23 protein-coding genes are annotated in these 24,979 nt (G+C 72.7%); 18 read left to right on the top strand and 5 right to left on the bottom strand.

What is annotated here, in order from left to right; translation table 11 throughout:
- Nucleotides 1–352: 352 nt before the first annotated feature.
- The 3 genes from ACZ6MA_RS20190 (at nt 353) to ACZ6MA_RS20180 (ending at nt 4,133) form a co-directional block, all read left to right on the top strand.
- Entirely contained in the window at nt 353–1,522 is a 1,170-nt protein-coding gene (locus ACZ6MA_RS20190; protein ID WP_469435263.1) for an aminotransferase class I/II-fold pyridoxal phosphate-dependent enzyme, read from the top strand.
- Between the two features lie 359 nt (nt 1,523–1,881).
- The gene (locus ACZ6MA_RS20185) at nt 1,882–2,400 is read left to right on the top strand and encodes a DUF2617 family protein (RefSeq protein ID WP_469435489.1); all 519 of its coding nucleotides are present in this window, start codon (nt 1,882–1,884) and stop codon (nt 2,398–2,400) included.
- A gap of 122 nt (nt 2,401–2,522) precedes the next feature.
- On the top strand, nt 2,523–4,133 hold the full coding sequence (locus ACZ6MA_RS20180; RefSeq protein ID WP_469435262.1) for a polyamine aminopropyltransferase: 1,611 nt from the start codon (nt 2,523–2,525) through the stop codon (nt 4,131–4,133).
- On the opposite strand, the gene ACZ6MA_RS20175 is transcribed toward ACZ6MA_RS20180, so the two are convergent.
- Entirely contained in the window at nt 4,121–5,062 is a 942-nt protein-coding gene (locus tag ACZ6MA_RS20175) for a helix-turn-helix domain-containing protein (protein WP_469435261.1), read from the bottom strand. The genes ACZ6MA_RS20180 and ACZ6MA_RS20175 overlap by 13 nt on opposite strands.
- 106 nt (nt 5,063–5,168) lie before the next feature.
- Between ACZ6MA_RS20175 and ACZ6MA_RS20170 the strand changes: the two genes are divergently transcribed.
- From ACZ6MA_RS20170 to ACZ6MA_RS20140, 7 genes are all read left to right on the top strand, one after another.
- Entirely contained in the window at nt 5,169–5,792 is a 624-nt protein-coding gene (locus tag ACZ6MA_RS20170; protein WP_469435260.1) for a DsbA family protein, read from the top strand.
- 65 nt (nt 5,793–5,857) lie between these two features.
- Nucleotides 5,858–6,508 (top strand): NAD(P)-dependent oxidoreductase, encoded by a 651-nt coding sequence (locus ACZ6MA_RS20165; protein ID WP_469435259.1) that lies wholly within the window; start codon nt 5,858–5,860, stop codon nt 6,506–6,508.
- Between the two features lie 109 nt (nt 6,509–6,617).
- Nucleotides 6,618–7,415 (top strand): CoxG family protein, encoded by a 798-nt coding sequence (locus ACZ6MA_RS20160; protein WP_469435258.1) that lies wholly within the window; start codon nt 6,618–6,620, stop codon nt 7,413–7,415.
- 246 nt (nt 7,416–7,661) lie between these two features.
- The gene (locus tag ACZ6MA_RS20155; RefSeq protein WP_469435257.1) at nt 7,662–8,462 is read left to right on the top strand and encodes an aldose epimerase family protein; all 801 of its coding nucleotides are present in this window, start codon (nt 7,662–7,664) and stop codon (nt 8,460–8,462) included.
- 21 nt (nt 8,463–8,483) lie between these two features.
- The gene (gene pyrE / locus ACZ6MA_RS20150) at nt 8,484–9,023 is read left to right on the top strand and encodes an orotate phosphoribosyltransferase (protein WP_469435256.1); all 540 of its coding nucleotides are present in this window, start codon (nt 8,484–8,486) and stop codon (nt 9,021–9,023) included.
- A gap of 200 nt (nt 9,024–9,223) precedes the next feature.
- Nucleotides 9,224–10,246: a class II fructose-bisphosphate aldolase gene (gene fbaA / locus ACZ6MA_RS20145; RefSeq protein WP_469435255.1), complete on the top strand. Its 1,023-nt coding sequence runs from the start codon at nt 9,224–9,226 to the stop codon at nt 10,244–10,246.
- 128 nt (nt 10,247–10,374) lie between these two features.
- Nucleotides 10,375–11,922: an MFS transporter gene (locus ACZ6MA_RS20140; protein ID WP_469435254.1), complete on the top strand. Its 1,548-nt coding sequence runs from the start codon at nt 10,375–10,377 to the stop codon at nt 11,920–11,922.
- A gap of 211 nt (nt 11,923–12,133) precedes the next feature.
- Here ACZ6MA_RS20140 and ACZ6MA_RS20135 read toward each other — a convergent pair whose 3' ends face one another.
- A complete protein-coding gene (locus tag ACZ6MA_RS20135; protein ID WP_469435253.1) occupies nt 12,134–12,547 on the bottom strand; it encodes a DUF3151 domain-containing protein in 414 nt (137 codons plus the stop codon).
- A gap of 233 nt (nt 12,548–12,780) precedes the next feature.
- Here ACZ6MA_RS20135 and ACZ6MA_RS20130 point away from each other — a divergent pair, with 233 nt between their 5' ends.
- The 5 genes from ACZ6MA_RS20130 to ACZ6MA_RS20110 all read left to right on the top strand — a co-directional run bounded on the left by ACZ6MA_RS20130 (nt 12,781) and on the right by ACZ6MA_RS20110 (nt 17,781).
- Entirely contained in the window at nt 12,781–13,653 is an 873-nt protein-coding gene (locus ACZ6MA_RS20130; RefSeq protein ID WP_469435252.1) for a tryptophan 2,3-dioxygenase family protein, read from the top strand.
- Nucleotides 13,646–14,920: a kynureninase gene (gene kynU / locus ACZ6MA_RS20125; RefSeq protein ID WP_469435251.1), complete on the top strand. Its 1,275-nt coding sequence runs from the start codon at nt 13,646–13,648 to the stop codon at nt 14,918–14,920. Before ACZ6MA_RS20130 ends, kynU begins: the two co-directional genes overlap by 8 nt.
- On the top strand, nt 14,917–15,714 hold the full coding sequence (locus tag ACZ6MA_RS20120; protein ID WP_469435250.1) for an alpha/beta hydrolase fold domain-containing protein: 798 nt from the start codon (nt 14,917–14,919) through the stop codon (nt 15,712–15,714). The genes kynU and ACZ6MA_RS20120 overlap by 4 nt, the downstream gene beginning before the upstream one ends.
- Before the next feature lie 124 nt (nt 15,715–15,838).
- Nucleotides 15,839–17,125 carry a sensor histidine kinase gene (locus ACZ6MA_RS20115; protein ID WP_469435488.1) on the top strand — a complete coding sequence of 429 codons (1,287 nt, stop codon included), beginning with the start codon at nt 15,839–15,841 and terminating at the stop codon, nt 17,123–17,125.
- Nucleotides 17,122–17,781 (top strand): response regulator, encoded by a 660-nt coding sequence (locus tag ACZ6MA_RS20110; RefSeq protein WP_469435249.1) that lies wholly within the window; start codon nt 17,122–17,124, stop codon nt 17,779–17,781. Before ACZ6MA_RS20115 ends, ACZ6MA_RS20110 begins: the two co-directional genes overlap by 4 nt.
- Before the next feature lie 8 nt (nt 17,782–17,789).
- Here ACZ6MA_RS20110 and ACZ6MA_RS20105 read toward each other — a convergent pair whose 3' ends face one another.
- On the bottom strand, nt 17,790–18,698 hold the full coding sequence (locus ACZ6MA_RS20105) for a diacylglycerol kinase family protein (protein ID WP_469435248.1): 909 nt from the start codon (nt 18,696–18,698) through the stop codon (nt 17,790–17,792).
- Between the two features lie 211 nt (nt 18,699–18,909).
- Here ACZ6MA_RS20105 and ACZ6MA_RS20100 point away from each other — a divergent pair, with 211 nt between their 5' ends.
- The gene (locus ACZ6MA_RS20100) at nt 18,910–20,196 is read left to right on the top strand and encodes an adenylosuccinate synthase (RefSeq protein WP_130878736.1); all 1,287 of its coding nucleotides are present in this window, start codon (nt 18,910–18,912) and stop codon (nt 20,194–20,196) included.
- A 91-nt stretch (nt 20,197–20,287) separates the two neighbouring features.
- Here the strand turns inward: ACZ6MA_RS20100 and ACZ6MA_RS20095 are convergent, their stop codons facing one another.
- The gene (locus tag ACZ6MA_RS20095) at nt 20,288–22,021 is read right to left on the bottom strand and encodes a serine/threonine-protein kinase (RefSeq protein ID WP_469435247.1); all 1,734 of its coding nucleotides are present in this window, start codon (nt 22,019–22,021) and stop codon (nt 20,288–20,290) included.
- A 172-nt stretch (nt 22,022–22,193) separates the two neighbouring features.
- Nucleotides 22,194–22,397, bottom strand: a complete 204-nt coding sequence (locus tag ACZ6MA_RS20090; protein WP_356458284.1) for a cold-shock protein — start codon at nt 22,395–22,397, stop codon at nt 22,194–22,196.
- A 381-nt stretch (nt 22,398–22,778) separates the two neighbouring features.
- On the opposite strand from ACZ6MA_RS20090, the gene ACZ6MA_RS20085 reads away from it, so the two are divergent.
- Together ACZ6MA_RS20085 and ACZ6MA_RS20080 are read left to right on the top strand one after the other, a co-directional pair.
- A complete protein-coding gene (locus ACZ6MA_RS20085; protein ID WP_469435246.1) occupies nt 22,779–24,134 on the top strand; it encodes an aminotransferase class III-fold pyridoxal phosphate-dependent enzyme in 1,356 nt (451 codons plus the stop codon).
- A 147-nt stretch (nt 24,135–24,281) separates the two neighbouring features.
- The gene (locus ACZ6MA_RS20080; RefSeq protein ID WP_469435245.1) at nt 24,282–24,953 is read left to right on the top strand and encodes a GntR family transcriptional regulator; all 672 of its coding nucleotides are present in this window, start codon (nt 24,282–24,284) and stop codon (nt 24,951–24,953) included.
- Nucleotides 24,954–24,979 lie beyond the last annotated feature (26 nt).

The following is a 24,979-nucleotide window of genomic DNA, read 5'->3' as shown; positions in this document are numbered from 1 at the left end:
GGGGGCACCTCCGGTGCGGACGCGGCGGGGGTGAGCACGCCGGACGGCTGACGCCCCGGCATACCGACCATGCGGCTCGCGTCTCGCGCGCGCGAGACGGAACGCCCGTACGTGGTGTGCCTTCCACCCGCTCGGCGGCACCGCCGCGTGTCGGCGCGGCGCCGGGCCGGGACCTGTGCTCGACCTGTGCCGGCCCGGCGCCGGGCACCGGTGCGCCCCGCCCGGCCCCCGCCTATCGTGAGGCCCGCGCCACCCGCGGCACGGGTGGCGCGGGCCTCAACTGGGCGGCGGCACAACAAAACAGACGTCACGACGGACGCCTCGGGCCGCCCTCGACGGAAAGCGGGAACGCATGAACACGGACTGGAACCCGGCGGCGCGGGTGCGGCACCTGGGCACCTCGGTCTTCACGGAGATGACCGAGCTGGCGCGGGCCACGGGCGCGGTCAACCTGGGCCAGGGCGTCCCCGAGCTGGACAGCCCCGCCATCCTGCTGAAGGACGTCGCGGCGGCCGTCCTCGCGGGCGGCAACCAGTACCCGCCCGCGGCCGGATTCCCGGCGCTGCGCGAGGCGGTCGCCGCACACCAGCGCGCGCGGTACGGGCTGGAGTACCGGCCCGCCGGGGAGGTGCTGATCACCACCGGTGCCACCGAGGCGCTCGCGGCGGCGCTGCTCGCGCTGTGCGACCCCGGCGACGAGGTCCTGGCCTTCGACCCCTGCTACGACGCCTACCCGGCCGGAGCCCATCTGGCGGGGGCCCATCTGGTGCCCGTGCCGCTGGAGCTGTCCGGCGACACCTTCGTGCTGGACCCGGACGCGCTGCGCGCCGCCGTCACCCCGCGCTCGCGGGTGCTGCTGCTCAACAGCCCGCACAACCCCACCGGCAAGGTCTTCACCGCCGAGGAACTGGCCGCCGTCGCCGACGTCTGCCGGGAACACGATCTGACGGTGGTGACCGACGAGGTCTACGAACACCTCGTCTACGGCGACGCCCGGCACCGCACCCTCGCCGCGCTGCCCGGCATGCGGGAGCGGACGCTCACGATCTCCTCCGCGGGCAAGACCTTCAACGTCACCGGCTGGAAGATCGGCTGGGTCTGCGGCCCGGCGCCGCTGGTGGCCGCCGTCGCCGCCGCCAAGCAGTTCCTCACCTACGCCACCGGCACGCCGTACCAGGAGGCGATCGCGCGGATGCTGGGCGAGGTGGAGGAGTGGGCGGCCGGGCTGCGCGGAACGCTGCGCCACAACCGCGACGTGCTGACCGACGGGCTGGCCCGTGCGGGGCTGCGTCCCTATCGGGCGGACGCCGGATATTTCGTACAGGCCGACGTCCGGGGGTGGGGTTACCCGGACGGCGTGCGGTTCTGCCGTGAACTCCCGTCGCGCGCCGGGGTGGTGGCAATTCCGACGTCCGCCTTCTATGTGCGCCCCAATGCGCCGTCCTATCTGGTGCGTTTCTCCTTCTGCAAGCGAGAAGAATCGGTACGCACCGCAGTGGCGAAGCTACTTAGTGCTGCGTAAATGCCGTTTAATCGGCCACATTTCCCAGCGGCCAGTGCTTGACCGCATATGCGCCCGGTGGATCCCGGGGGGATCCCGGCGGTCCGCCGGGCGCGCAATGATGGTGAACAGGTGAACTGCCCGGCCCTCTCATGGATGGAAATCATGATGAGATGGGTAAAAAGGCTGTGGGCGCAGCTCATTTCATGATTCCCTCTCATTCAGAGACACGTCCAGAGACGACTCCTCGGAATCTTCGGAATCACTGTCCTCGGACCCCATGAACCTCCAATGTGGGCATGAGCCGGCGCGCCACGATCCTGGACCTCGCTCTGGGCGGGCCGGCCCACCCTCCACTGCGTGCTATGCGGAGCCGACCCATGCTCACCACCCTCAAGACCTCCTACACCGATACCCGCGCCGCCGATCTCGCCTGGTGTCTGGGGAAGGGTCCCCTTCCCGCGCTGGCCGTACTCGATCTGCGACTCGCCGACTCCGCCGTCCAATTGCGCCTGCTCGGCGCCTCCCACCAGGTTCTGCTCGAAGAGGAGGCCGGTACCTGCTCCGAGACCGTCGCCTGCATGCCGGGCAGCAGCACCCCCCTGCCGCTGGGCGTAGCCAAACGCGTCGGCTCGTGGGAGTACGAATTCGCCGCGCGCGTCGAGACGCTTTCGCAGGGCTCCTTCGCGGGGCGCGCACAGGAGTTGCTGGCGTTGGTCGCCGAGCACCCGCACGGTCTGGCCGGAACGTTTCCGGGCAGCCCGCACGCCTTCACCGCGCTGCTGGCCCAGCGGCAGGACGGCCAGATCAGCTGGCGCACCTGGCACGCCTATCCGCAGGAGGGCCGGCTGGTGGCCACCCGGACCAGGGTGGGGCTGCGCGTGGGCGTGCCCCACTGAGCGCCGACGGCCCGGCCGCCGAGCGGAATGCAGCCCTCCATGGGGCCGCCGGGCGGCAGGTCACGCGAATACACTCGTGTGGGTGACGAGGGGTGCCGAGATCGTGACGTAGCGTTCCGGTCATGATCTACCGCCCGGTGCCCGCGCGACTGCCCGTACCGGCCGGGCTCGGCCGTTTCTCCGTCCTGACCACCGTCTTCGTCTGCGCCGCCTGCGGCCTGGTGTACGAGCTGGAACTGGTCGCCCTGGCCTCGTATTTGATCGGGGACTCCGTCACCCAGGCCTCGGTCGTGCTGTCGGTGATGGTCTTCGCGATGGGCATCGGCTCGCTGCTCGCCAAACGGCTGCGGCCCCGCGCCGCGCTGGGCTTCGCGGCCGTCGAGGCGGCGCTCGCGCTGACCGGCGGGCTGTCGGCCATGGCGCTGTACGCGTGCTTCGCCTGGTACGGCCAGACCCGGCTGCCGCTGGTGGGCTTCTCGCTCGTCATCGGCATCCTGATCGGCGCCGAGGTGCCGCTGCTGATGACCCTCATCCAGCGCATCCGGCGCCAGGACGCGGGCGGCGCCGTCGCCGATCTCTTCGCCGCCGACTACGTGGGCGCCCTCGTCGGCGGGCTGGCCTTCCCGTTCCTGCTGCTGCCCGTGCTGGGGCAGCTGACCGGCGCGCTGCTGACCGGCGGCGTCAACGCGGTCGCGGGCGGGGCGCTGGTGCTGTGGCTCTTCCGCCAGGACCTGAGCAACCGGTCCCGCTGGGCCCTCGTCGCCCTCAACGGCCTGGTGCTGGTGCTGCTGGCGGCCTGCTCGGTGCTCAGCGGCCCCTTCGAGCGGGCCGCGCGGCACGCCGTGTACGGCGCGGACGTCCGGGTCGCCGTGCGCACCCCCGTCCAGGAAGTCGTGCTCACGGGCGGCAAGGGCAGCGGCCGGCCGCTGTCGCTGTTCCTGGACGGACGGCTGCGGGTCAGCGGCGGCGACGAACTCCGCTACCACGAAGGGCTCGTGCACCCCGCGATGGACGGACCGCACCGGCGGGTTCTCGTCCTCGGCGGCGGTGACGGCCTCGCCCTGCGCGAGGTCCTGCGCTACCGGGATGTCACCTCGGTGACCGTCGTCGAGCTGGACGCCGACGTGGTCCGGCTGGCCCGCACCGACCCCGACCTCGCCGCCCTCAACCGGTCCGCCTTCCACGACCCCAGGGTGCGGGTCGTCGTCGCCGACGCCTTCGCCTGGCTGCGCGGCGGCCACGACCGGGGCCCGTACGACGTGCTGGTCTCCGACCTGCCCGACCCCGGGCTCACGGCCAGCACCAAGCTGTACTCCCAGGAGTTCTACGGCCTCGCGGCCCGCCGGCTGGCGCCCGGCGGCCGGCTCGCGGTCCACGCCGGCCCGATGGCCCGCCCCCACACCTTCTGGACGGTGGACGCCACGGTCCGCTCCGTGGGGCTGCACACCGTGGCCTACCGGGTCGACGGCAGGGGCGACGGCCCCTCCGGCGAACTGGAGCGCACCACCGCGCGGCGATCGGCCGTGCGGCACGGGACGGGGGACGGGCCGGCGAAGGCCTGGGGTTTCCTCCTGGCCTCCCGGGAGCCCGTCCGGCTGCGCCTGGCCCCCGACCGCCCTTATGTGCGGACCCTGACCCCCACGACGCTGGCCGCGGCGGGCCGCGCCGCCGGGCACGGCCGCGAACCGGGGCTGCTGCCGTCGACCCTGATGCACCCGCGCTATACGGGCTGACCGGGCTCCGGCGGCGGGCGCAGCACCGCGCGGAAGGCACCGGGCGAGAGACCGGCCCGGTGCTGGAAGAACTTGGAGAAGTTCGCGGCGTCGTCGAAACCGAGCCGCCCGGCGATCCGGACGGCCGGCAGCTCACTGTGCGCGAGCAGCCGTTTGGCCTCCAGCATCACCCGCCGGTCGATGAACTCCTTGGCCCCCACCCCCGCGGCCGCCAGCGTCGCCCGCGACAGGGTGCGGGTGGAGTAGCCGAGCGCCCGCGCGTAGTCGGCGACGCGGTGGCGGTCGGCGAAGTCCCGCTCGACGGCCGCGCGGAACCGCAGGAAGGCATCGCCCGGAGCGGGCACCCCACTGCCCACCGGTGTCGTCAGATGCGCCAGCCGCAGCACGAGGACCGACAGCAGATGCCGCAGCACATCGGTGTGGACGTCGGCGGGCAGCGCCCCGCCGGTGCGGAAGTCGGCCGCCAGATGCCCCACCGTCCGGAAGACGGCCTCGTGGTCCTCGCCGACGGGCTGCCACAGCACCGGGCGGAACGGGTCGTCGGCCACCGCGGCGACGGCTGTGCCGGGGGAGAGGAAACCGGGCTGGACGAGGATCACGTCCCCCTCGATCCCCGTCACCTCGCCGAACTGCTGCACCTGCCCGGGCCGCACCCACAGCACCGAGCCCGCTTCCAGCCAGTAGCCGGTGAAGTCGACGGTGTGCCCGGCGGACCCCGAGCGCACGACGACGATCTGGTGGAAGTCCAGCCGCTGCGGCTTGCCCAGCAGCCCTTCGGGGGCACGGGCGCGCAACTTGGCGAGGGTCATCACCTCCACACCCGCCGGGGTGCCGGGCGGGGCGCGGTAGGTCAGCTCGACCACGGCCGGACGGCCGCCGCCGTCACCGCCTTCGCGTCCCGGATCGGGTTCGTGTCGCTTTTTCACCATGAGGAGTCCCGAGCGTACCTGGTCGCGCCCGTATGCCGCCCCTAACGTGGTTGCTACGTACAACAACGAACGGTACGTACGACAACGGACGGTTTGAGGAAAAGACATGCGACGGCAGCTGGTCACCTACGCCTTCGACGCCTACTGCGGCTGGTGTTACGGCTACGGCCCCACCGTGCGCGCGTTCGCCGAGACGAACGCCGACCGCGTCGAGGTGCGGGTGCTCAGCGGCGGGCTGTTCACCGGGCCCCGCGCCAAGCCGGTCGCCGAGTACCCCTACATCCCCCGGGCGGACGCCCGGATCGGGGAGCTGACCGGGGCGGTGTTCGGCGAGGGGTACGCCAAGGCGTTCGCCGACGGCACCGCCGTGCTCGACTCGGCCGACGCCGCGACGGCCCTCGCCGCACTGACCCGGCAGGCGCCGGAACGGGCCCTGGAGTTCGCGGGGGCGCTCCAGCGCGCCTGGTACGTCGACGGACGGAGCCTGTCCGACCCGGCCACCCTGTACACGGTCGCGGCCGGAGCGGGCGGAATCGACCCCGACGCGGTCCTCGCCGCGTACGCCGACCCGGGCACTCGTCGCGCGGCGCGCGAGGGGTTCCGGGAAGTCCGCAGGCTGGGCGTGGAGAGTTTCCCCACCCTCCTGCTGCACACCCCCGAGGGGGTGCGGCGGCTCGGCGGCCCGATGACCACGGCACAGGAACTCACCCACGCCATGACCGCGCACTGACCCCGACTCTCTCTCACCCCTCCCCCCATTCCCCCTGATCACCATCACCTCTGAGGAGACCCCCCATGGCAAAGATCGCCCTCTTCGGCGCCAACGGAACCATCGGCAGCCGTGTCCTGCGCGAAGCGCTGGACCGCGGTCACCAGGTCACGGCAGTCGTCCGTGACCCCGCGAAGCTCACCGAGCGGCATCCCGCCCTGACGGTCACCACCGGTGACGTCCTCGACCCGGAGTCCGTCACGGCGGTCGCGGCGGGCCAGGACGTCGTCGTCAGCGCCGTCGGCGGCGGCGACGGCCCCGGTCATGTGGCGACCATCGCGCCCGCGGCGAAGTCGCTGGTGGAAGGGGTCCGCGCGGTCGGCGACCCGGCTCCTCGGCTGATCACGGTCGGTGGCGCGGGTTCGCTGCGGACCGCCGACGGCAAGCAGGTCTGGGACGCGGAGGGGCTCCCGGAGTTCCTGCTCCAGATCATGCACGCGCACGGTGACGCGCTGGACTACTACCGTACGGTCACCGACGTCCGCTGGACCAACATCAGCCCCGCCGCGAAGATCGAGCCCGGCGAGCGCAGCGGCACGTACCGCACCGCCCTGGACGACCTCGTCACGGACGCCGACGGCAACAGCCGGATCTCCGCCGAGGACTACGCGGTCGCGCTCGTCGACGAGATCGAGCAGCCGCGGCACGTGGGTGAACGCTTCACGGTCGCCGACTGACGGATACCGACCGGTGTCGGCCACCGGACGGTGCCACCGGCGGAAACTTCGGCCGGTGAGGGCCTGGTGAGGGGCCTGATGGGTAGGCTCGCTTGTTATGGAGCATGAGGTGTTCGTTCCGTTCCCCGTCGGCGATGTCCGACGGGTCCTCTCCGACCCCGCGCGCGTCGCCCGCTGCGTACCCGGCCTTCAGCGGGACGCCGCGGACGCCTCGGACGCCACCGTCGCCGGCCGGCTCCGGCTGCGCATCGGCGGCTCCACCATCACCTACCGGGGCTCGCTGCGGCTGTCCGAGCGGGACGGCTCCTTCGAGCTGACGGGCGAGGGCGCGGAGGTGCGCGGCACCGGCACGGTGACGCTCGCGCTGACCGCGCTGGCGGAGGCCGTGCCGGGCGGTACGCGGCTGACCTGCGCGGCCCGGGTCGACTGCGGGGGCCGATTGGCGGAGTTCGACGCGAAGACCACCCAGACCACGGCCCGCAGGCTGCTGGAGCGGGTCGCGGTGGCCCTGGCGGAGGAACTGCGGAGGGACACGGACGGCTCGCCGACGCCGCCGTCCTCGGGGGCGACGTCCGGTGACGAGGACCGGGACTTCGACGCCATCGAGGCGGTCGACGCGGTCGACGCCATCGATGCCATCGACGAACTCGACGACGAGGACGACGAGGACGACGAGGACGAAGACGAGGACGGTCCGCCGGCGGAGGCCGCCCATGCCCGCCGCACGATGATCGGCCGCAGCGCGGAAGAGGTCGACCACGCCCCGCCGCGCGGCCGCTACGCCCCCGTCCCCGCTCCCGAGGCGGCGTCCGCCACAGCGGCAGCCCTCCGCTGGGCCGCCCCCGCGGCGGCGGTGGCCCTGGCCTCCGCGGTAGTAGTGGGCCGAGCCTTGCGGCGACGCCGTTAGGCCGCTGGGCCTGTGGGACTGGACGGGCTGCTGTGCTGTGTCCTCAATCGCCGGACGGGCTGGTCTGGCTGACCTCAGCCACATCAAGCCCGTCCGGCGATTGAGGACGCGCCCGCAGGGCGCTCGCCGCCGCAGGCGGCAAAACCGGCTGGTAGTCGAGGAACCGCCGCCGGCCAGGCGAAAGGCAAAACCGGCCGGTGGCCAAGGAGCCCGCCGGCCAGGCGAAGGGCCTCTAACCTCGGAACGGTGAGCAACCACGAGACGAGCCAAACGCTAAAAGCCGGGGACGCCGAACTGACCGTGGACCCGGGGAACGGATGCCGGCTCACCAGCCTGCGCATCCGCGGGACCGAACTCCTGCGGCAGGGTGACAAGTACGGCGCCTTCCCCATGGTGCCGTGGTGCGGCCGCATCGCACGGGGACAGTTCCGCAACGGCGGCGAGCGCCATCAGATGCCCGTCAACTCCGGGCCGCACGCGATCCACGGCACCGGCCGGGACACCGCCTGGCGCACCGCCCGCGCCGAGGAGCGCTCCGCCGCCTTCACCTACGACCTCGCCGAACCCTGGCCGTACACCGGCCGGGTCACCCAGCTCGTGGAGCTGGCACCGGATTCGCTGACGCTCACCATGGGCGTCGAGACCTACGACGACTCCTTCCCGGCGCAAGCCGGCTGGCACCCGTGGTTCCTGCGGAACCTCGGCACGGGCGAGGACGTCGAGATCGACTTCCGCCCCGCCTGGCAGGAGGAGCGCGGCGAGGACCATCTGCCCACGGGCCGCCGCATCGATCCCCTGCCCGGCCCCTGGGACGACTGCTTTGGGATGCCCGACGGCGTGGACGTCACCCTCACCTGGCCCGGTCTGCTGGAGCTGAAGGTCGCCAGCCGCGCCGAATGGGTCGTCGTCTACGACGAGCAGGACGCGGCCGTCTGCGTCGAGCCGCAGTCCGGGCCCCCGAACGGGCTCAACACGCTGCCGCGTCTGGTCACCCCGATCGACCCCCTGGAGATCTCCACGACGTGGAGCTGGCGCTCACTCGCCTAGGGCTGTCCTAAGCTCGTGCGCATGAGCGATGCGCGTGACGCCCTGCTGCAGCAGATCAAGGACAAGGCCGTGGTCCACGGCAAGGTGACCCTCTCCTCCGGCAAGGAGGCCGATTACTACATCGACCTGCGCCGGATCACCCTGGACGCCGAGGCGGCGCCCCTGGTCGGCCAGGTGATGCTGGACGCCACGGCGGACCTCGAGTACGACGCCGTCGGCGGGCTCACCCTCGGCGCGGACCCGGTCGCCACCTCGATGCTGCACGCCGCCGCCGCGCGCGGCCGCAAGCTCGACGCGTTCGTCGTGCGCAAGGCGCAGAAGGCGCACGGCATGCAGCGCCGCATCGAGGGGCCGGACATCAAGGGCCGCCGGGTCCTGGTCGTCGAGGACACCTCCACCACCGGTGGCTCGCCGCTCACGGCCGTCGAGGCCGCGCGTGAGGCGGGCGCGGAGGTCGTCGCCGTGGCGACGATCGTCGACCGGGGCGCCGCCTCCGCGATCGAAGGCGCCGGTCTGCGCTATGTGACCGGCTATGCCCTCGGTGATCTGAACCTGGGCTGACCAGGCATTTCCGTTGGCTGATCCGTCGACTGACGGGTGAAGGGCGCGAGGTTTCACGTGAAACCTCGCGCCCTTCACGCATCAATGTCCTGTCCACCGTGTGGAGCGAATCGGGGAGTCTGGGAAGATGGGGGCGACGATGAACGTCGCCCCCTAAGGCCAGGCCACCCACGCCCCCGCACATCACAAGGAGCGGACAGATGCCCATCGCAACCCCCGAGGTCTACAACGAGATGCTCGACCGGGCGAAGGCAGGCAAGTTCGCCTACCCGGCCATCAATGTGACCTCGACGCAGACTCTGCACGCCGCGCTGCGCGGTTTCGCCGAGGCGGAGAGCGACGGCATCATCCAGATCTCCACCGGTGGTGCGGAGTTCCTGGGCGGCCAGTACAGCAAGGACATGGTCTCGGGCGCGGTCGCGCTCGCCGAGTTCGCGCACGTCGTCGCCAAGAAGTACCCGGTGAACATCGCGCTGCACACCGACCACTGCCCGAAGGACAAGCTGGACGGCTATGTCCGTCCGCTGCTCGCCATCTCGCAGGAGCGCGTCGCCGCCGGTCAGAACCCGCTCTTCCAGTCCCACATGTGGGACGGCTCCGCCGAGAAGCTCGACGAGAACCTCGCCATCGCGCAGGAACTGCTCGCCGAGGCCGTCAAGGCGAAGATCATCCTTGAGGTCGAGATCACCCCGACCGGTGGCGAGGAGGACGGCGTCTCGCACGAGATCAACGACGAGCTGTACACCACCGTCGCCGACGTCGAGCGCACCGCCGAGGCCCTCGGTCTGGGCGAGAAGGGCCGCTACCTGCTGGCCGCCTCCTTCGGCAACGTCCACGGTGTCTACAAGCCGGGCAACGTCGTGCTCCGCCCCGAGCTGCTCCGTGACCTGCAGGACGGCATCGCCGCCAAGTCCGGCAAGAACGACCCGTTCGACTTCGTCTTCCACGGCGGCTCCGGCTCCACGGCGGAGGAGATCCGCACCGCGCTGGAGAACGGCGTCGTGAAGATGAACCTCGACACGGACACGCAGTACGCCTTCACCCGCCCGGTCGCGGACCACATGTTCCGCAACTACGACGGCGTGCTGAAGGTCGACGGCGAGGTCGGCACCAAGTCGAAGTACGACCCGCGCACCTGGGGCAAGCTCGCCGAGGCCGGCATGGCCGAGCGCGTCACCAAGGCCTGCGCCGACCTGCGTGCCACGGGCACGAAGATGAAGTAAGCGGCCGACTTTCCAGACGGCCTGAGGGCAGGGCCCGGTCCCCCGCGCACGCGGTGGGGCCGGGCCCTGCCCCGTTTCCCAGCCCCGCCGCGCTGGCCGGGTGTCCGCTCTGCGGGGATGATGCCGGTATGAGCGACCCGTCGCGGGAGCCGGTGACCGACGAGGGCACCGTCCCGCAGGAGCCCGCCACCGACGACGCCGTACGGCTGGGTACCCCCGTCGGCCGCTGGGTGCTGCTGACCGCCGTCCTCGGCTCGGGAATGGCGCTGCTGGACAGCACCGTCGTCAATGTGGCCCTGCCCCGCATCGGCGAGGACCTCGGGGCGGACCTGCCCGTTCTCCAGTGGACCGTCAACGGCTACATGCTCACCCTCGCCTCGCTGATCCTGCTGGGCGGCGCCCTGGGGGACCGGTTCGGGCGGCGGCGGGTGTTCGTCATCGGCGTGGTGTGGTTCGCCCTCGCCTCCCTGCTGTGCGGGGTGGCGCCGGACGCCGGAGTGCTGATCGCCGCGCGGGCGCTCCAGGGCATCGGCGGGGCACTGCTCACCCCCGGCTCGCTGGCGCTGATCCAGGCGGTCTTCCACCCCGACGACCGGGCCGGGGCGGTCGGCGCGTGGTCCGGGCTGGGCGGGGTGGCCGCGGCGGTCGGCCCCTTCGTCGGCGGCTATCTGGTGGACGGGCCCGGCTGGCGCTGGGTGTTCCTGATCAATCTGCCGCTGGCCGCCGTGTGCGTACCGGTCGCCCTGAAACACGTGCCCGAGACCCGGGACCCCGCCGCGTACGGCCGTTTCGACGCGCTCGGCGCGGCCCTGGGCGCACTGGCCCTCGGGGCGGTCACCTACGCGCTGATCGCCGCCCCCGACCAGGGCGCGTCGCCGGTGGTCATCGGCGCGGCGGTCGCCGGGGTGCTGTTGGGGGCGGCGTTCGTCCGGGTCGAGGCACGGCGGCCCGATCCGATGCTGCCGCCGGCGATCTTCGCAAGCCGCATGTTCTCGGCCGTCAACGCGGTCACGGTGTGCGTGTACGCGGCCTTCGGCGGCTTCTTCTTCCTCTCGGTCCTGCAGTTCCAGGTGGTGGTCGGCTGGTCCGCCCTCGCCGCGGGGACCGCGCTGCTGCCGACGACGGTGCTGATGCTGCTGCTGTCGGCCCGCTCGGGCCGGATCGCGACCCGGACCGGGCCCCGGCTCCCGCTGACCGTGGGACCGCTGCTGTGCGCGGCGGGCATGCTGCTCATGACCCGGGCGGGGCCCGGCGCGGTGTACTGGCGGGACGTGCTGCCCGCGCTCGTCGTCCTCGGCCTGGGCATGGTGGTCCTGGTCGCACCGCTCACCGCGACGGTCCTCGCCTCGGTCGACGTCGCCCGCGCGGGCCTGGCCAGCGGCATCAACAACGCCGCCGCCCGCGCGGCGGGCCTCATCGCGGTCGCCGCGCTGCCCCTGCTCGCGGGCATGGGCCCGGACGTGTACCGCGATCCCGCCGGTTTCGACGCCACGTTCCGCCGGGCGATGTTCTGGTGCGCGGGCACGCTGGTGGTGGGGGCGGGACTGGCCTGGTGGACCGTTGGCGCACGTGCGCTGGGGCCCCGGAAACGATGCCATCCGGAGTGCGCGTACCACTGCGGGGTGTCGTCCCCGCCACTGGATCCGGGCAGTGCCGGTGCCTCCGGCGGTTCCTAGGACGCACACCGCGGGCAGCCCCGCAGCCACCCGCACCACCGCTGCGCGGCGGTCGTCCTCAATCGCCGGACGGGCTCGAATTAAGCCCGTCCGGCGATTGAGGACGCGCCCGCAGGGCGCTCAGCCGCCGCAGGCGGCGAAGACGGCCCGCAGCCGAAGGTCCGCCGGCCAGGCGAGAGGCGGCACGGACCGGCACGCGGTCGTGCGAACGTCAGCCGAGCGTATTGGCGGCGGTCGGCGAGCTGTCCCGCAGGAACGCCGAGCAGCGCTCGTGCTCCTCGTGCTCACCGATGGCACCCGCCGCGCGGGCCAGGGCGTGCAGGGCGCGCAGGAAACCGCGGTTCGGCTCGTGCTCGAAGGGCACCGGGCCGTGGCCCTTCCAGCCGCTGCGCCGCAGCGCGTCGAGACCACGGTGGTAGCCGGTACGGGCGTACGCGTACGACTCGACGACCCGGCCGCCCTCGAACGCCTCGTCGGCGAGCTGGGCCCACGCGAGCGAGGACGCCGGGTACTTCGCGGCGACCTCGGAGGGGGCCGCTCCCGAGGCGAGCAGCTCACGCGGCTCCGGGTCGTCGGGCAGATGGGTCGGGGGCGGTCCCCCGAGGAGGTTCTCGTGAATCGACATGGCCACCAGTGTGCCTTGTCGCCGCGCCGGCCGGACCCGCCCGAACGGCAGCCCGCGGCCGCCCCCGGGCCCGCGTTCGTGTCGCGGACCACCTCTTGCAGAAGCCGCGTCCGGGACGCATGATGCGCGCAGGGGACCGGGGCTCCGATGCCGACGGGAAGGGGCGGACCGCTACCCGGAACGCTCCCCCCGGCGCCCGAGCGGCCCGGGGGTACCCCAGCGAGGAGACAGCGATGTCGCAGCCGCACCCACCCCGCCCCCACGCCCCGCAGGGCCCCGGTGCCGAACCGGACCACCCGGCGGCCCCGAACCTCGACTTCGAGACCTCCACGCCGTACGAGGACTACGTCCGGGCGTCCGTCCTGACCCACCTCCAGGAGCTGCTCTCCGACGATCCCGGCGAGATGGTCTTCCTCGTCACCACGCAGGTCATGGAGCTGTGGTTCACGGTCATCGTGCACGAGTGGGAGACCGCCACCAGGGCGCTGCGCGAGGACGACCTGCCGACCGCGATGGCCGCGCTCAAGCGCTCCACCTACGAACTCGAGTCGCTCAACGCCTCCTGGAAGCCGCTCGCGCACCTGACGCCGATGCAGTTCAACGGCTTCCGCTCCGCGTTGGGCGACGGCTCGGGCTTCCAGTCCGCGATGTACCGCCGGCTGGAGTTCCTCCTCGGTGACAAGGCCGAGTCCATGCTCGTCCCGCACCGGGGCACGCCACAGGTCCACGCCGAGCTGGAGAAGGCACTGCGTGAGCCGAGCCTGTACGACGAGGTGCTGCGCTACCTCGGACGGCTCGGGTACCCGGTGCCGCAAAGCGTCCACGACCGTGACGTCTCCGAGCGGTACGTCCCCGACCCGGCGGTCGAGGAGGTCTGGCAGCGCGTCTACGCGGGCGACCAGAACAGCGACGCCTGCCGGCTGGGGGAGGCCCTGACCGAGGTGGCGGAGCTGGTCTGGCGCTGGCGCAACGACCACCTCGTCGCCACCCGGCGGGCCATGGGCTCCAAGGTGGGAACGGGCGGTTCGGCGGGGGTGGCCTGGCTGGAACGCCGGGCGACGAAGAACGTCTTCCCCGAGCTGTGGACGGCGCGTAGCCATGTCTGACCTCGACACCGTCCCTCCCGAGACCCCGGGCCCCGACGCCACAGCCCCCGACACCACCGTCGACGCCCTGACGTCCGACGCCGCGGCCCTCGACGCCGCCGACGCGCTCCGGGACAAGCGCGCCGCATTCGTCCTGGACGACCTCGCCGAGGGCGTCTACCTCGACGGCAACTCCCTCGGCGCCCTGCCCCGCGCCGTCGCCGGCCGGCTCGCCGACGTCGTCGAGCGGGAATGGGGCCGGCTGCGCATCCGCTCGTGGGACGAGTCCGGGTGGTGGACCGCGCCCGAGCGGACCGGCGACCGGATCGGCCGGCTCGTCGGGGCCGCGCCCGGCCAGGTCGTCGTGGGCGACTCGACCAGCGTCAACGTCTTCAAGGCCGTCGTCGCCGCCGTCCGCATGGCCGGCGCGGAACGCGACGAGATCCTCGTCGACGAGGCGACGTTCCCCACCGACGGGTACATAGCCGAGTCCGCCGCCCGGCTGACGGGCCGTACGCTGCGGCCCGTCGCGGTGGGCGATCTGCCCGCCGCCCTCGGCCCGCGCACCGCCGTCGCCCTCGTCAACCACGTCGACTACCGCACCGGCCGCCTGCACGACCTGCCCGGCACGACGGCCGCCGCGCACGCCGCCGGGGCGCTCGTCGTCTGGGACCTGTGCCACAGCGCGGGCGCGCTGCCCGTCGGGCTCGACGCGCACGGCGTGGACCTCGCCGTCGGCTGCACGTACAAGTACCTCAACGGCGGCCCCGGAGCCCCCGCGTACCTCTACGTGCGGCGGGAGCTGCAGGACCGCTTCGACTCACCGCTGCCCGGCTGGAACTCCCACGCCGACCCCTTCGCCATGGCCCCCGCCTACACCCCCGCCGACGGCGCCGCCCGGGGCCGGGTCGGCACCCCCGACATCCTGTCCCTCCTCGCCCTCGAAGCGGCCCTGGATGTCTGGGACGGCGTGCGCGTCGAGGCCGTACGGGCCAAGAGCCTCGCCCTCACGGACTTCTTCCTGCGCCGCGTCGGGGAATACGTGCCGAAGGACCGGCTGGAGTGCCTCACCCCCACCCCGCACGGCGAACGCGGCAGCCAGGTGTCGCTGCGCTGTCCCGACGCGGGCGAGGTGACGGCCGAACTCGCCCGCCGCGGCGTCGTCGGCGACTTCCGCCGCCCGGACGTCCTGCGCTTCGGCTTCACCCCGCTCTACACCTCCTTCGCCGACGCCGAACGGGCGGCGCGGGTACTCGCCGACGTGCTGAGGGAGGTGCCGGCACCGTGACCGAGGACCTCGACGACATCGAATTCGCCGCGCTGCGCGCGCTTCCCCATCTGCCGCCGGACGAGACCGTCGCGTACGGCGACCACCCCAGCCAGGTCATCGACCACTACACGGCGGCCCGGCCGACGGGCACCCGGGTGACGCTTCTGCACGGCGGCTTCTGGCGCGAGATGTACGACCGCCGGCACCTGTCGTCGCTCGCCGTCGAGCTGACGCGGCGCGGCATGGACGTGGCGCTCGTGGAGTACCGCCGCCTCGGCGGGGGCGGCGGCAGGCCGCAGACGTTCGACGACGTCTCGCGGGCCCTGGAGACACTGGAGGAGCGGGCGGGGCGGTCCGCGCGGCCCGCCGCCCGGCATCTGCTCGCCGGGCACTCGGCGGGCGGCCACCTCGCCCTCTGGGCGGCGTCCGGGGCCGGCGGGTCCTTCGCCCCGGCCGTCGACCACGTCGTCGCCGTGGCGGCCGTCACGGACCTGGAGCGGGCCGTCCGGCTGCGGCTCGGCGAGGGCGTCGTCGAGGAACTGCTCGACGGGCGCGACGGGCGGGACGTCGACCCCGTGCGGTGCCCGCCCGCCCGCGCGCCCGTGACGCTCCTGCACGGGGCCGCGGACCTCGTCGTGCCCGTCGAGTTCTCCCACCGCTACGCCGCCGCCGCCCACGCGGCCGGCGGCGTGGCCGAGGTCCGCGCCCTCGGTGGCGTCGGTCACTACGCGCCTGTGACTCCCGGCACAGCCGCGTGCACGGCCCTGCTGGCCGCCCTCACCGGACAACCGCACGTCACAGCCGTGCCGTAGCCGCGTAGTACTTGAGACGGACCCCGAGAGATCCGCATCCGTGCGGACGCTTCCGGCGGACCGTCTGCCTACGGTTGTTGCTGTGACCGACACCTATGAGAGCCCCCCGCGCAATGAGCTGCGGATGGCGAAGGGCGCCCTGAGCGGACTCCGCGAGGACCTGTTCACCGACGCCTTCGCCTTCCGCCCGCTGCCGCCGCTGCCCGCGGACCACGTCCTGGTCCGCAGGCTGCCGCGGCGGGCCGCCCGCTGCACCCGGTGGTTCCCGCACGCGGCGCTCGTCGGCTTCACCCTCGCCGTCATGATGGGGACCGCCGAACGCGAGGGCGGCAGCTACGGGCTGTTCGCGGCGCTGACGGCCGGCGTGCCGATGATCATGACCCTCTTCCGGCCGGTCGGCGCGTGGTGGCTGTCGATCGGCGCGACGCTCTTCACCGGAGTGGTCGTGGGCACGTACAGCTTCGGACCGTGGTCCCCGGGCGGCTTCTTCTCCCACCTCGCCGTGATGCTGGTCGTGGCCCTGCGGACCCGCCCGCGCACGGCGGCCGAGATGTGGCTGCTCACCGGCGCGACAGCGCTCTTCTGTGCCGTGTTCCTGCGGACGGCCCGCCCCTACGGCGGCGCCTTCTTCCTCTCCGACATGCTCCAGATGATGGTCCTCTCCGGGATCGTGCTCTTCGTCGTCCTCGCCGTGCGCGGACTGCGCGAGACCAAGCAGCAGGTCGTCGCGCAGGCGGCCGTCACCGAGGTCGAGCGGTCCCGGCGGACCGTGCTGGAGGAGCGCACCACCATCGCCCGCGAGCTGCACGACGTGGTCGCGCACCACATGTCCGTCGTCGCCATCCAGGCCGAGGCCGCCCCCTACCGGGTCCAGGACACCCCGCCCGAGCTGGCCGCCGCGTTCCAGACGATCCGGGAGAACGCCGTCGCCGCGCTGACCGAGCTGCGCCGCGTGCTCGGCGTCGTCCGGTCGGAGAACCCCGACGCGTTCGCAGGCCCCGAGGCCCCGCAGCCCACCCTCGCCGCCCTGGACGGGCTGCTGGACAACGTGCGCTCCGCCGGGCTGGACGTCGAGCGGGTCACCACGGGCTCGGTGCGGCCCCTGCCGCAGGGCGTGGAGCTGTCCGCGTACCGCATCGTCCAAGAAGCGCTCAGCAACGTGCTGCGCCACGCGCCCGGCGCGCGGGCCAGGGTGGAGCTGTCCTACGTCCTCGGCGGCCTCGGCCTGCGGGTCGTCAACGGCCCGCCCAACCGCCTCGCCAAGCCCTCCCCGGGCGCCGGGCACGGCGTGCTCGGCATGCGCGAGCGCGTGACCATGCTCGGCGGCGAGATGACGGCACAGACCACCGACGAGGGCGGCTACGAGATCGCCGCCTTCCTCCCCGTCACGGTCGGCGAGGCCGCCGCATGACCATCCGGGTACTGATCGTGGACGACCAGATGATGGTCCGCGAGGGCTTCTCCGTCCTGCTGAACGCCATGCCCGACATCGAGGTCGTCGGCGAGGCCGTGGACGGCCGGCAGGCCGTCGAGCAGGTGGCGGCGCTGCGCCCCGACGTCGTCCTGATGGACATCCGCATGCCCGTGCTCAACGGACTGGAGGCCACCCGGGAGATCGTCGCCGCCGACGCGGGGGCGAAGGTACTGGTGCTCACCACCTTCGACCTCGACGAGTACGTCTACCAGGCGCTGCGCGCCGGAGCCAGCGGCTTCCTGCTCAAGGACGCCTCCGCCCGCCAGCTCGCCGACGGGGTGCGCGTCGTGGCCGACGGGGAGGCGCTGCTGGCGCCCACGGTCACCAAGCGGCTCATCCAGGAGTTCTCCCGCCTCGGCACGCCCAAGCCGCCCAGCCAGGAGCGGATCGCCGACCTCACCGAGCGGGAGACCGAGGTCCTGGTGCTGGTCGCCCAGGGCCGCTCCAACTCCGAGATCGCCACCCGGCTCGTCGTCGCCGAGTCCACCGTCAAGACCCACGTCAGCCGCATCCTGGTGAAGCTGGGGCTGCGCGACCGCACCCAGGCGGCCGTCTTCGCCTACGAGGCGGGCCTGGTGACGCCGGGCGGGTGACCCGCTCCTCAGCGCGGCAGCGTCAGCCGCCACGCCCCCGGCAGGACCGTCCAGGTGCGGCTGCGGACCGGGCCCCCGCCCACGTCGTCGGCGCGGTAGCGGAAATCGGGCCCGGAGACCGTGACCGCGCGGGCCCGGGCCCGCACCGGGCGGGCAGCGGAGCGGTGGTGGACCACGACCTCCGCGAGGCCGTCCACGACCGCCACCGCCACCGCCACCCGCTCGACGGGCTGGTCCAGATCCGCCAGCAGCACCCCGTCTGCCTCCACCCGCAGCCGGGTGCAGGAGGGCAGCGTCTGCCGTGCCACGGGCCCCGTCAGCAGCGTCAGCGCCGTACGGGCGGTCCGGGCGGCGGGGGACCACCACGGCTCGTGCCCGCCCGCCGTCAGGGCCTGCCGCCGGGGCGCGGCCGCCTCACCGGGCCCCCCGGGGCGGCCGAAGGCCTTCGGCCCGCCGCCCGGGGGCTCCAGGACCGCCGGCCCGGCCGCGTACGAGGCGACTCCCGGTACGTACACGTCCGGCACGCACACCTCACCGAGCACCACCCCGTCGCTGTCGTCGACCAGCAGGTCCAGCGGGCGCGGCGCGCCGTCCAGCACCGCCCGGGCGGCCGCCACCGGCCCGTGCGGCACGCCGAGCGCGTGGGCCAGCGCGACCGTGGGGGGCGGGCCGACCGGGACCACCGACAGAGCGGTTCCGGCCAGTTCCCGCCGCCGGTGCAGCAGGCCCACGACACGCAGCAGCGCGCGGTCGTCACCGATCACCACCGGGCGCCGGCCCCGCCTGGCCAGGGCGCGGGAAAGCTCCTCCGGGCCGTCCGTGAGACAGATTTTCGCCACCGCCCCGGCACTGAGGACATCCCTCGCGATCCGCACGGACTCGCCGTCCACGCGGCGTGCGACCGGGTCGATGATCACGAGCAGAGGCTGCCCGGTCGGGTCTGGAGCCGACACCTCGGTCCTTCCTCAGGTAATCTCTCGGTGCAAGAGCCCCTGTCGCTGTTGCGCCAGGGGCTTCGTCTATCCGGGGCACCGGTTCGACGGCTCTAGCGATGGTGCACCCCCGCACAAGGCGGGATTACGCCACCACGCACGTTGGACATGCCCCGCCCGGAAGGGGTGTACGCCTGTGCCCGCACTTGTGCTGCTCGGTGCTCAGTGGGGTGACGAGGGCAAGGGAAAGGCCACCGACCTCCTCGGTGGATCCGTGGACTATGTGGTGCGCTACCAAGGTGGCAACAACGCCGGCCACACGGTCGTCGTAGGCGACCAGAAATACGCGCTGCATCTCCTCCCCTCCGGAATCCTCTCGCCGGGGTGTACCCCGGTGATCGGCAACGGTGTCGTCGTCGACCCGGCGGTCCTGCTCTCCGAGCTGAGCGGACTCAACGAGCGTGGCGTGGACACGTCCAAGCTGCTGCTCAGCGGTAACGCGCATCTGATCACGCCGTACCACACGACCGTCGACAAGGTGACGGAACGCTTCCTCGGCTCGCGGAAGATCGGCACCACGGGCCGCGGTATCGGCCCGACCTACGCGGACAAGATCAACCGCGTCGGCATCCGGGTCCAGGACCTCTACGACGAGTCGATCCTGACCCAGAAGGTCGAGGCCGCTCTCGACTTCAAGAACCAGATCCTCGCGAAGCTCTACAACCGCCGGGCCATCGAGGCCGGCGCGATCGTGGAGGAGCTGCTCACCTACGCCGAGCAGATCAAGCCGTACGTGGCCGACACGACGCTGATCCTGAACAACGCCATCGACGAGGGCAAGGTCGTCCTCTTCGAGGGCGGCCAGGGCACGCTGCTCGACGTCGACCACGGCACGTACCCCTTCGTGACCTCGTCGAACCCGACCGCGGGCGGCGCCTGCACGGGTGCCGGCGTGGGCCCCACGAAGATCAGCCGGGTGATCGGCATCCTCAAGGCGTACACCACGCGCGTCGGGGCCGGCCCGTTCCCGACCGAGCTGTTCGACAAGGACGGCGAGGCGCTGCGGACCATCGGTGGCGAGCGCGGTGTGACCACCGGCCGTGACCGCCGCTGTGGCTGGTTCGACGCGGTCATCGCCCGCTACGCGACCCGCGTCAACGGCCTGACGGACTTCTTCCTCACCAAGCTCGACGTGCTGACGGGCTGGGAGCAGATCCCGGTCTGCGTCGCGTACGAGATCGACGGCAAGCGCGTCGAGGAGCTGCCCTACAGCCAGAGCGACTTCCACCACGCGAAGCCGATCTACGAGATGCTGCCGGGCTGGTCCGAGGACATCACCAAGGCCAAGACCTTCGCCGACCTGCCGAAGAACGCGCAGGCCTACGTGAAGGCGCTGGAGGAGATGTCCGGCGCGCCGATCTCCGCGATCGGCGTCGGCCCGGGCCGTACCGAGACGATCGAGATCAACTCGTTCCTCTCGTAAGGCACGGCTCGTACGGCACGGCTCGTACGGCACGGCCTTCGCCGTGAGAGCGCCCCGGTGGTCCGCCACCGGGGCGCTTCGCGTTGTGCCGTCAGCTCCGCTTCGTGTAGATCAGCGGTTCCTTGTCCGTTCCGATGAACATCCGGCGCAGGCTGCCGTCGGGGAGCAGGGTCAGCTCGGTGGCCTCGCCCGGCTGGCAGGACGTGGTGGGCTCGGCGACGGTGACCCGGGACGGGCCGAGCCGCACGGAGCCGCCGGAGGCCCCGGCCGCGCCGAGGTCGGCGACCCACGCGCAGCGGTAGACGGTGCCGTATTCGTTCGTACCGTGGCCGCTGATGTCGGCCACGGTCGAGCCGACGGGCCCCTGCCGCAGGACGATCCGGCGGGTGTTGGCACCGCCGGCCGACTGGAAGTCGGACTCCCAGGTGCCGATGAACGCCTGCGGGACGGGACCGGAATCGGGGGTGGCCTTGGCCGGGCCGGGCGTCGGGGAACCGGCGGCGGCCGAGGGCCCGGCCGTCGACGCCGGGGAGCCGGGCGTCGTGGTCGGCGAGGTGACCGGCCCCGGGCGCCCCTCGTCCTTCGTCTCCCGGTTCAGCACGAACACGGTGCCGCCGCCCGCGAGCAGCCCGGCGGTCACCACCGCCGCCAGCACGAAGGGCGCCACGGACCGGCGCCGCTCGGGCGGGGCCGGTGGGGCGTACACCCCGGAGTCGTACGGTCCGGGGCCGTACGGGCCCGGGGGCGGGTAGCCGGGAACGGGCGTGGCGGGCGTGGCGGGCAGCGCGGGTGTGGCGGGCGCGGCGGGCGGCAGGGGCTGTGAGGCCGGTCCGGCGGTGACGGTCGGCAGGTCCACCGGGCGACCGTCGGGGTGCGGGTCCACCTGGGTCAGCGGGTTCGCGGCGGCGGGGTCCTCGACGTCCAGCAGCCGGACCGCGTGCCGTCCGAGCTGGGCCACGAGGCCGCCGGGCAGCCAGGGTTCCGCCGAGCGCAGGTCCGTCAGCAGCTCCCGCACCCCCGTACGCTCCAGGGCCTGTTCGGGCGTGGGACGGTCGGCGGGGTCCTTGGCGAGGAAGGCGGCTATCAGGGGGCGCAGCGTCTCCGGCACGTCGGTGAGATCGGGCTCCTCCTGCGCGATGCGGTAGAGGAGGGCGTGGACGCCGCTGTCCGCCGTGCCGAACGGCATCCGGCCGGTCGCGGCGTAGGCCAGCACCGCGCCGAGGCAGAAGACGTCGCTCGCGGCCGTGACCTTGGCGCCGCGCACCTGCTCGGGCGACATGAAGCCGGGCGAGCCGACGGCCGCGCCGGTGCGGGTGAGGTGGTGGTCGGTCATCGTCTCCAGGGCGCGGGCGATGCCGAAGTCGATGACGCGCGGCCCGTCCAGGGTGATCAGGACGTTCGACGGCTTGAGGTCGCGGTGGACGATGCCGGCGGCGTGGACGGCCTGGAGGGCGCGGGCGAGTCCGGCGCCGAGGATGCGGACGGACCGCTCGGGCAGCGGCCCGTAGTCGCGGTCGACGACCTGCCGCAGGGAGGGCCCGGCGATGTAGCCGGTGGCGACCCACGGGATCTCCGCCTCGGTGTCCGCGTCGAGCACCGGCGCGGTCCACTCGCCGCCGACCTGCCGTGCCGAGCGCACCTCCTGGCGGAAGCGCCTGCGGAATTCCTCCTGGCCGGCCAGCTCCCGCTGGACGAGCTTGACCGCGACCGTACGGCCCCGGTCCGAGCGGGCCAGGTAGACCCGGCCCATGCCGCCCGCGCCCAGCCGGCCGAGCAGCCGGTACGCGCCGAGACTGTGTGGATCTTCTGGCTGCAGACTGTCCATGATGTCGCCTTCCCCCGGTTCCCCGATGTCCCCCCGGTGTCGTCCGGGGGTCCCTGCCGAGGCCCTTGCTCCGAGACTGCCGCACGCAGCCCTCGCGGGAGAATAGCCGGACACCAAAGAGCCGGGGCCCGCACCGTGAAAGTGCGGGCCCCGGCCCCGGTCCCGTCCGGGATCAGGCGGGGACGATGTTCTCCGCCTGCGGGCCCTTCTGGCCCTGCGTGACGTCGAAGGAGACCTTCTGGCCCTCCTGAAGCTCACGGAAGCCCTGGGTGGCGATGTTCGAGTAGTGGGCGAACACGTCCGGGCCGCCACCCTCCTGCTCGATGAAGCCGAAGCCCTTTTCCGAGTTGAACCACTTCACGGTGCCGTTAGCCACGACGATCTCCTCAATAGATCCCGGTGCCGGAATTCCGCACGGTGCGCAATTCCGTGTCGCGTTGATGTCCCCGTCCGGGCCTATGGCCGTAAACAACAGAGCGCCTGAGGTCACAGACCGTCAGGCGCACACGTCATATGGGTACCAAAACTGCAACTGCGAAGGACCGTAGCACGCCCCCGGCCGCCACAGGGGATTTCCGCGAGAGTAATTCGCAGGCGTCGCGGCGTCCCGGTGAACCGGGCGCGAACGGCGGGTGTCCGCCACCCGGCAGTATGTCCACGGGCGGCGCGAGAGCCCTACACACTGCCGGTACCGGCCGCCGTGCCGCGCTTTCTACGCTGGCGGCCCCCGCGTCCCCACCTCTGTGAGGCCATCAGCGTGAGCACCCTTCCCGACCCCACCGCCGGCGCCGCGGTCAAGGCCGCCGACCGCGCGCACGTCTTCCACTCCTGGTCCGCCCAGGGCCTCATCGACCCGCCGGCCGTGGCGGGTGCCGAGGGCGCGTACTTCTGGGACTACGACGGAAATCGCTACCTCGACTTCTCCTCCCAGCTCGTCAACACCAACATCGGCCACCAGCACCCCAAGGTCGTCGCCGCGATCCGGGAGCAGGCGGGCCGGCTGTGCACGATCGCACCGGGCTTCGCCGTGGACGTCCGGTCCGAGGCGGCACGGCTGGTCGCCGGGCGCACCCCCGGCGACCTCGACAAGATCTTCTTCACCAACGGCGGCGCCGAGGCGGTCGAGAACGCCGTCCGGATGGCCAAGCTGCACACCGGCCGCCCGAAACTGCTGAGCGCCTACCGCTCGTACCACGGGGCGACCGCCGCGGCGATCAATCTGACCGGGGACCCGCGCCGCTGGCCGTCCGACACGGCCTCGGCGGGCGTCGTGCACTTCTGGGGCCCCTATCTCTACCGCTCGCCGTTCCACGCGACGAGCGAGGAGGAGGAGTGCGCGCGGGCCCTCGCGCACCTCGCGGACACCATCGCCTTCGAGGGCCCCCAGACCATCGCGGCGATCATCCTGGAGAGCGTCGTCGGCACCGCCGGCGTCCTCGTGCCGCCCGCGGGCTATCTCGCGGGCGTGCGGGAGCTGTGCGACCGGCACGGCATCGTCTTCATCCTGGACGAGGTCATGGCGGGCTTCGGGCGCACCGGCCGCTGGTTCGCCGCCGACCACTGGGGCGTCACCCCCGACCTGCTGACCTTCGCCAAGGGCGTCAACTCCGGCTACGTCCCGCTCGGCGGGGTGGCGATCTCCGCCGAGATCGCCGCGACCTTCGACCGCCGCCCCTACCCCGGCGGGCTCACCTATTCCGGCCACCCTCTCGCCTGCGCCTCCGCCGTCGCCACGATCAACGCGATGGCCGAGGAGGGCATCGTGGAGAACGCGGCCCGGCTCGGGGAGCACGTCCTCGGCCCCGGGCTGCGCGCGCTCGCCGAACGCCACCGGTGCGTCGGCGAGGTGCGCGGCATGGGCGTCTTCTGGGCGCTGGAGCTGGTCAAGGACCGCACCACCCGGGAACCGCTGGTCCCCTACAACGCGACGGGCGAGGCGGCGGGCCCCATGAACGCCTTCGCCGCGGCCTGCAAGAAGTCGGGCCTGTGGCCGTTCGTCAACATGAACCGCACCCATGTCGTCCCGCCGTGCACCCTCACCGACGACGAGGCACGGGAAGGCCTCGCCCTCCTCGACGACGCGCTTTCGGTGGCCGATACCCATACGGTCTGAGGACGCCGTCTGATCCCGATGGTCACCGGTGTGTACCGTTCGTCCTTCCCGCGCGCACATTCGTACGTTCCGCGACGGCCCTCGCCTATCTTGTTGCGAGGGCCGTTCGCACGCGGGCGCGCGGTCAGGGAAGGGGAAACGGACACGATGCCCGGCAGCGATGCTGTCAAACGGACGACGCTGCGCTCACAGATCGCCGACGCCCTGCGCGACGAGGTGATCGCGGGCCGGCTGCCGGCCGGCCGGCAGTTCACCGTCAAGGAGATAGCCGAGCAGTACGGCGTCTCGGCGACGCCGGTCCGTGAGGCGCTGCTCGACCTCTGCTCCCAGGGGCTGCTCGACGTGGAGCTGCACCGGGGTTACCGGGTGCGCGAGTTCACCTATGCCGACTTCCGCGACATGATCGAGGCCCGCACGCTGATCATCGAGGGCATCTTCCGGCACTCCGCCCAGCGGGCGGTGGACTCCGCGACGCCCGAGGCGCTGGCCTCGGTGCGGCGCCGGGCGGAGGAGGCCGGGCGGGCCGCGGCGGCCGGGGACCTCGACATCCTCATCGGCTACGACCTGAGGTTCTGGCGGGAGCTGTGCTGCCTCGTCGGCAACCCGTACATCTCGGATTTCCTGGACCGGGTCCGGGTGCAGGGCTGGATCTTCACGGTGCCGCTGCTGCGCCGGCTGCCGGAGCTGCGCGGCCGGCTGTGGCAGGGCCACGGCGAGCTGGTGGCCGCCGTCACCAGCAGGGATGTGGTGGAGGCCCAGCGCCTCATAGCGGCCTACAACGATCATTCCCTGAATCTGATCGAGCAACTGACCGAATAAGGTCGAAGGCACTCGATCGAGACCAG

This window comes from Streptomyces sp. NPDC042259 (genome assembly GCF_055582085.1).
The sequence above is the reverse complement of the archived record's forward strand: the minus strand, read 5'-3'. Positions and strand labels throughout refer to the sequence as shown.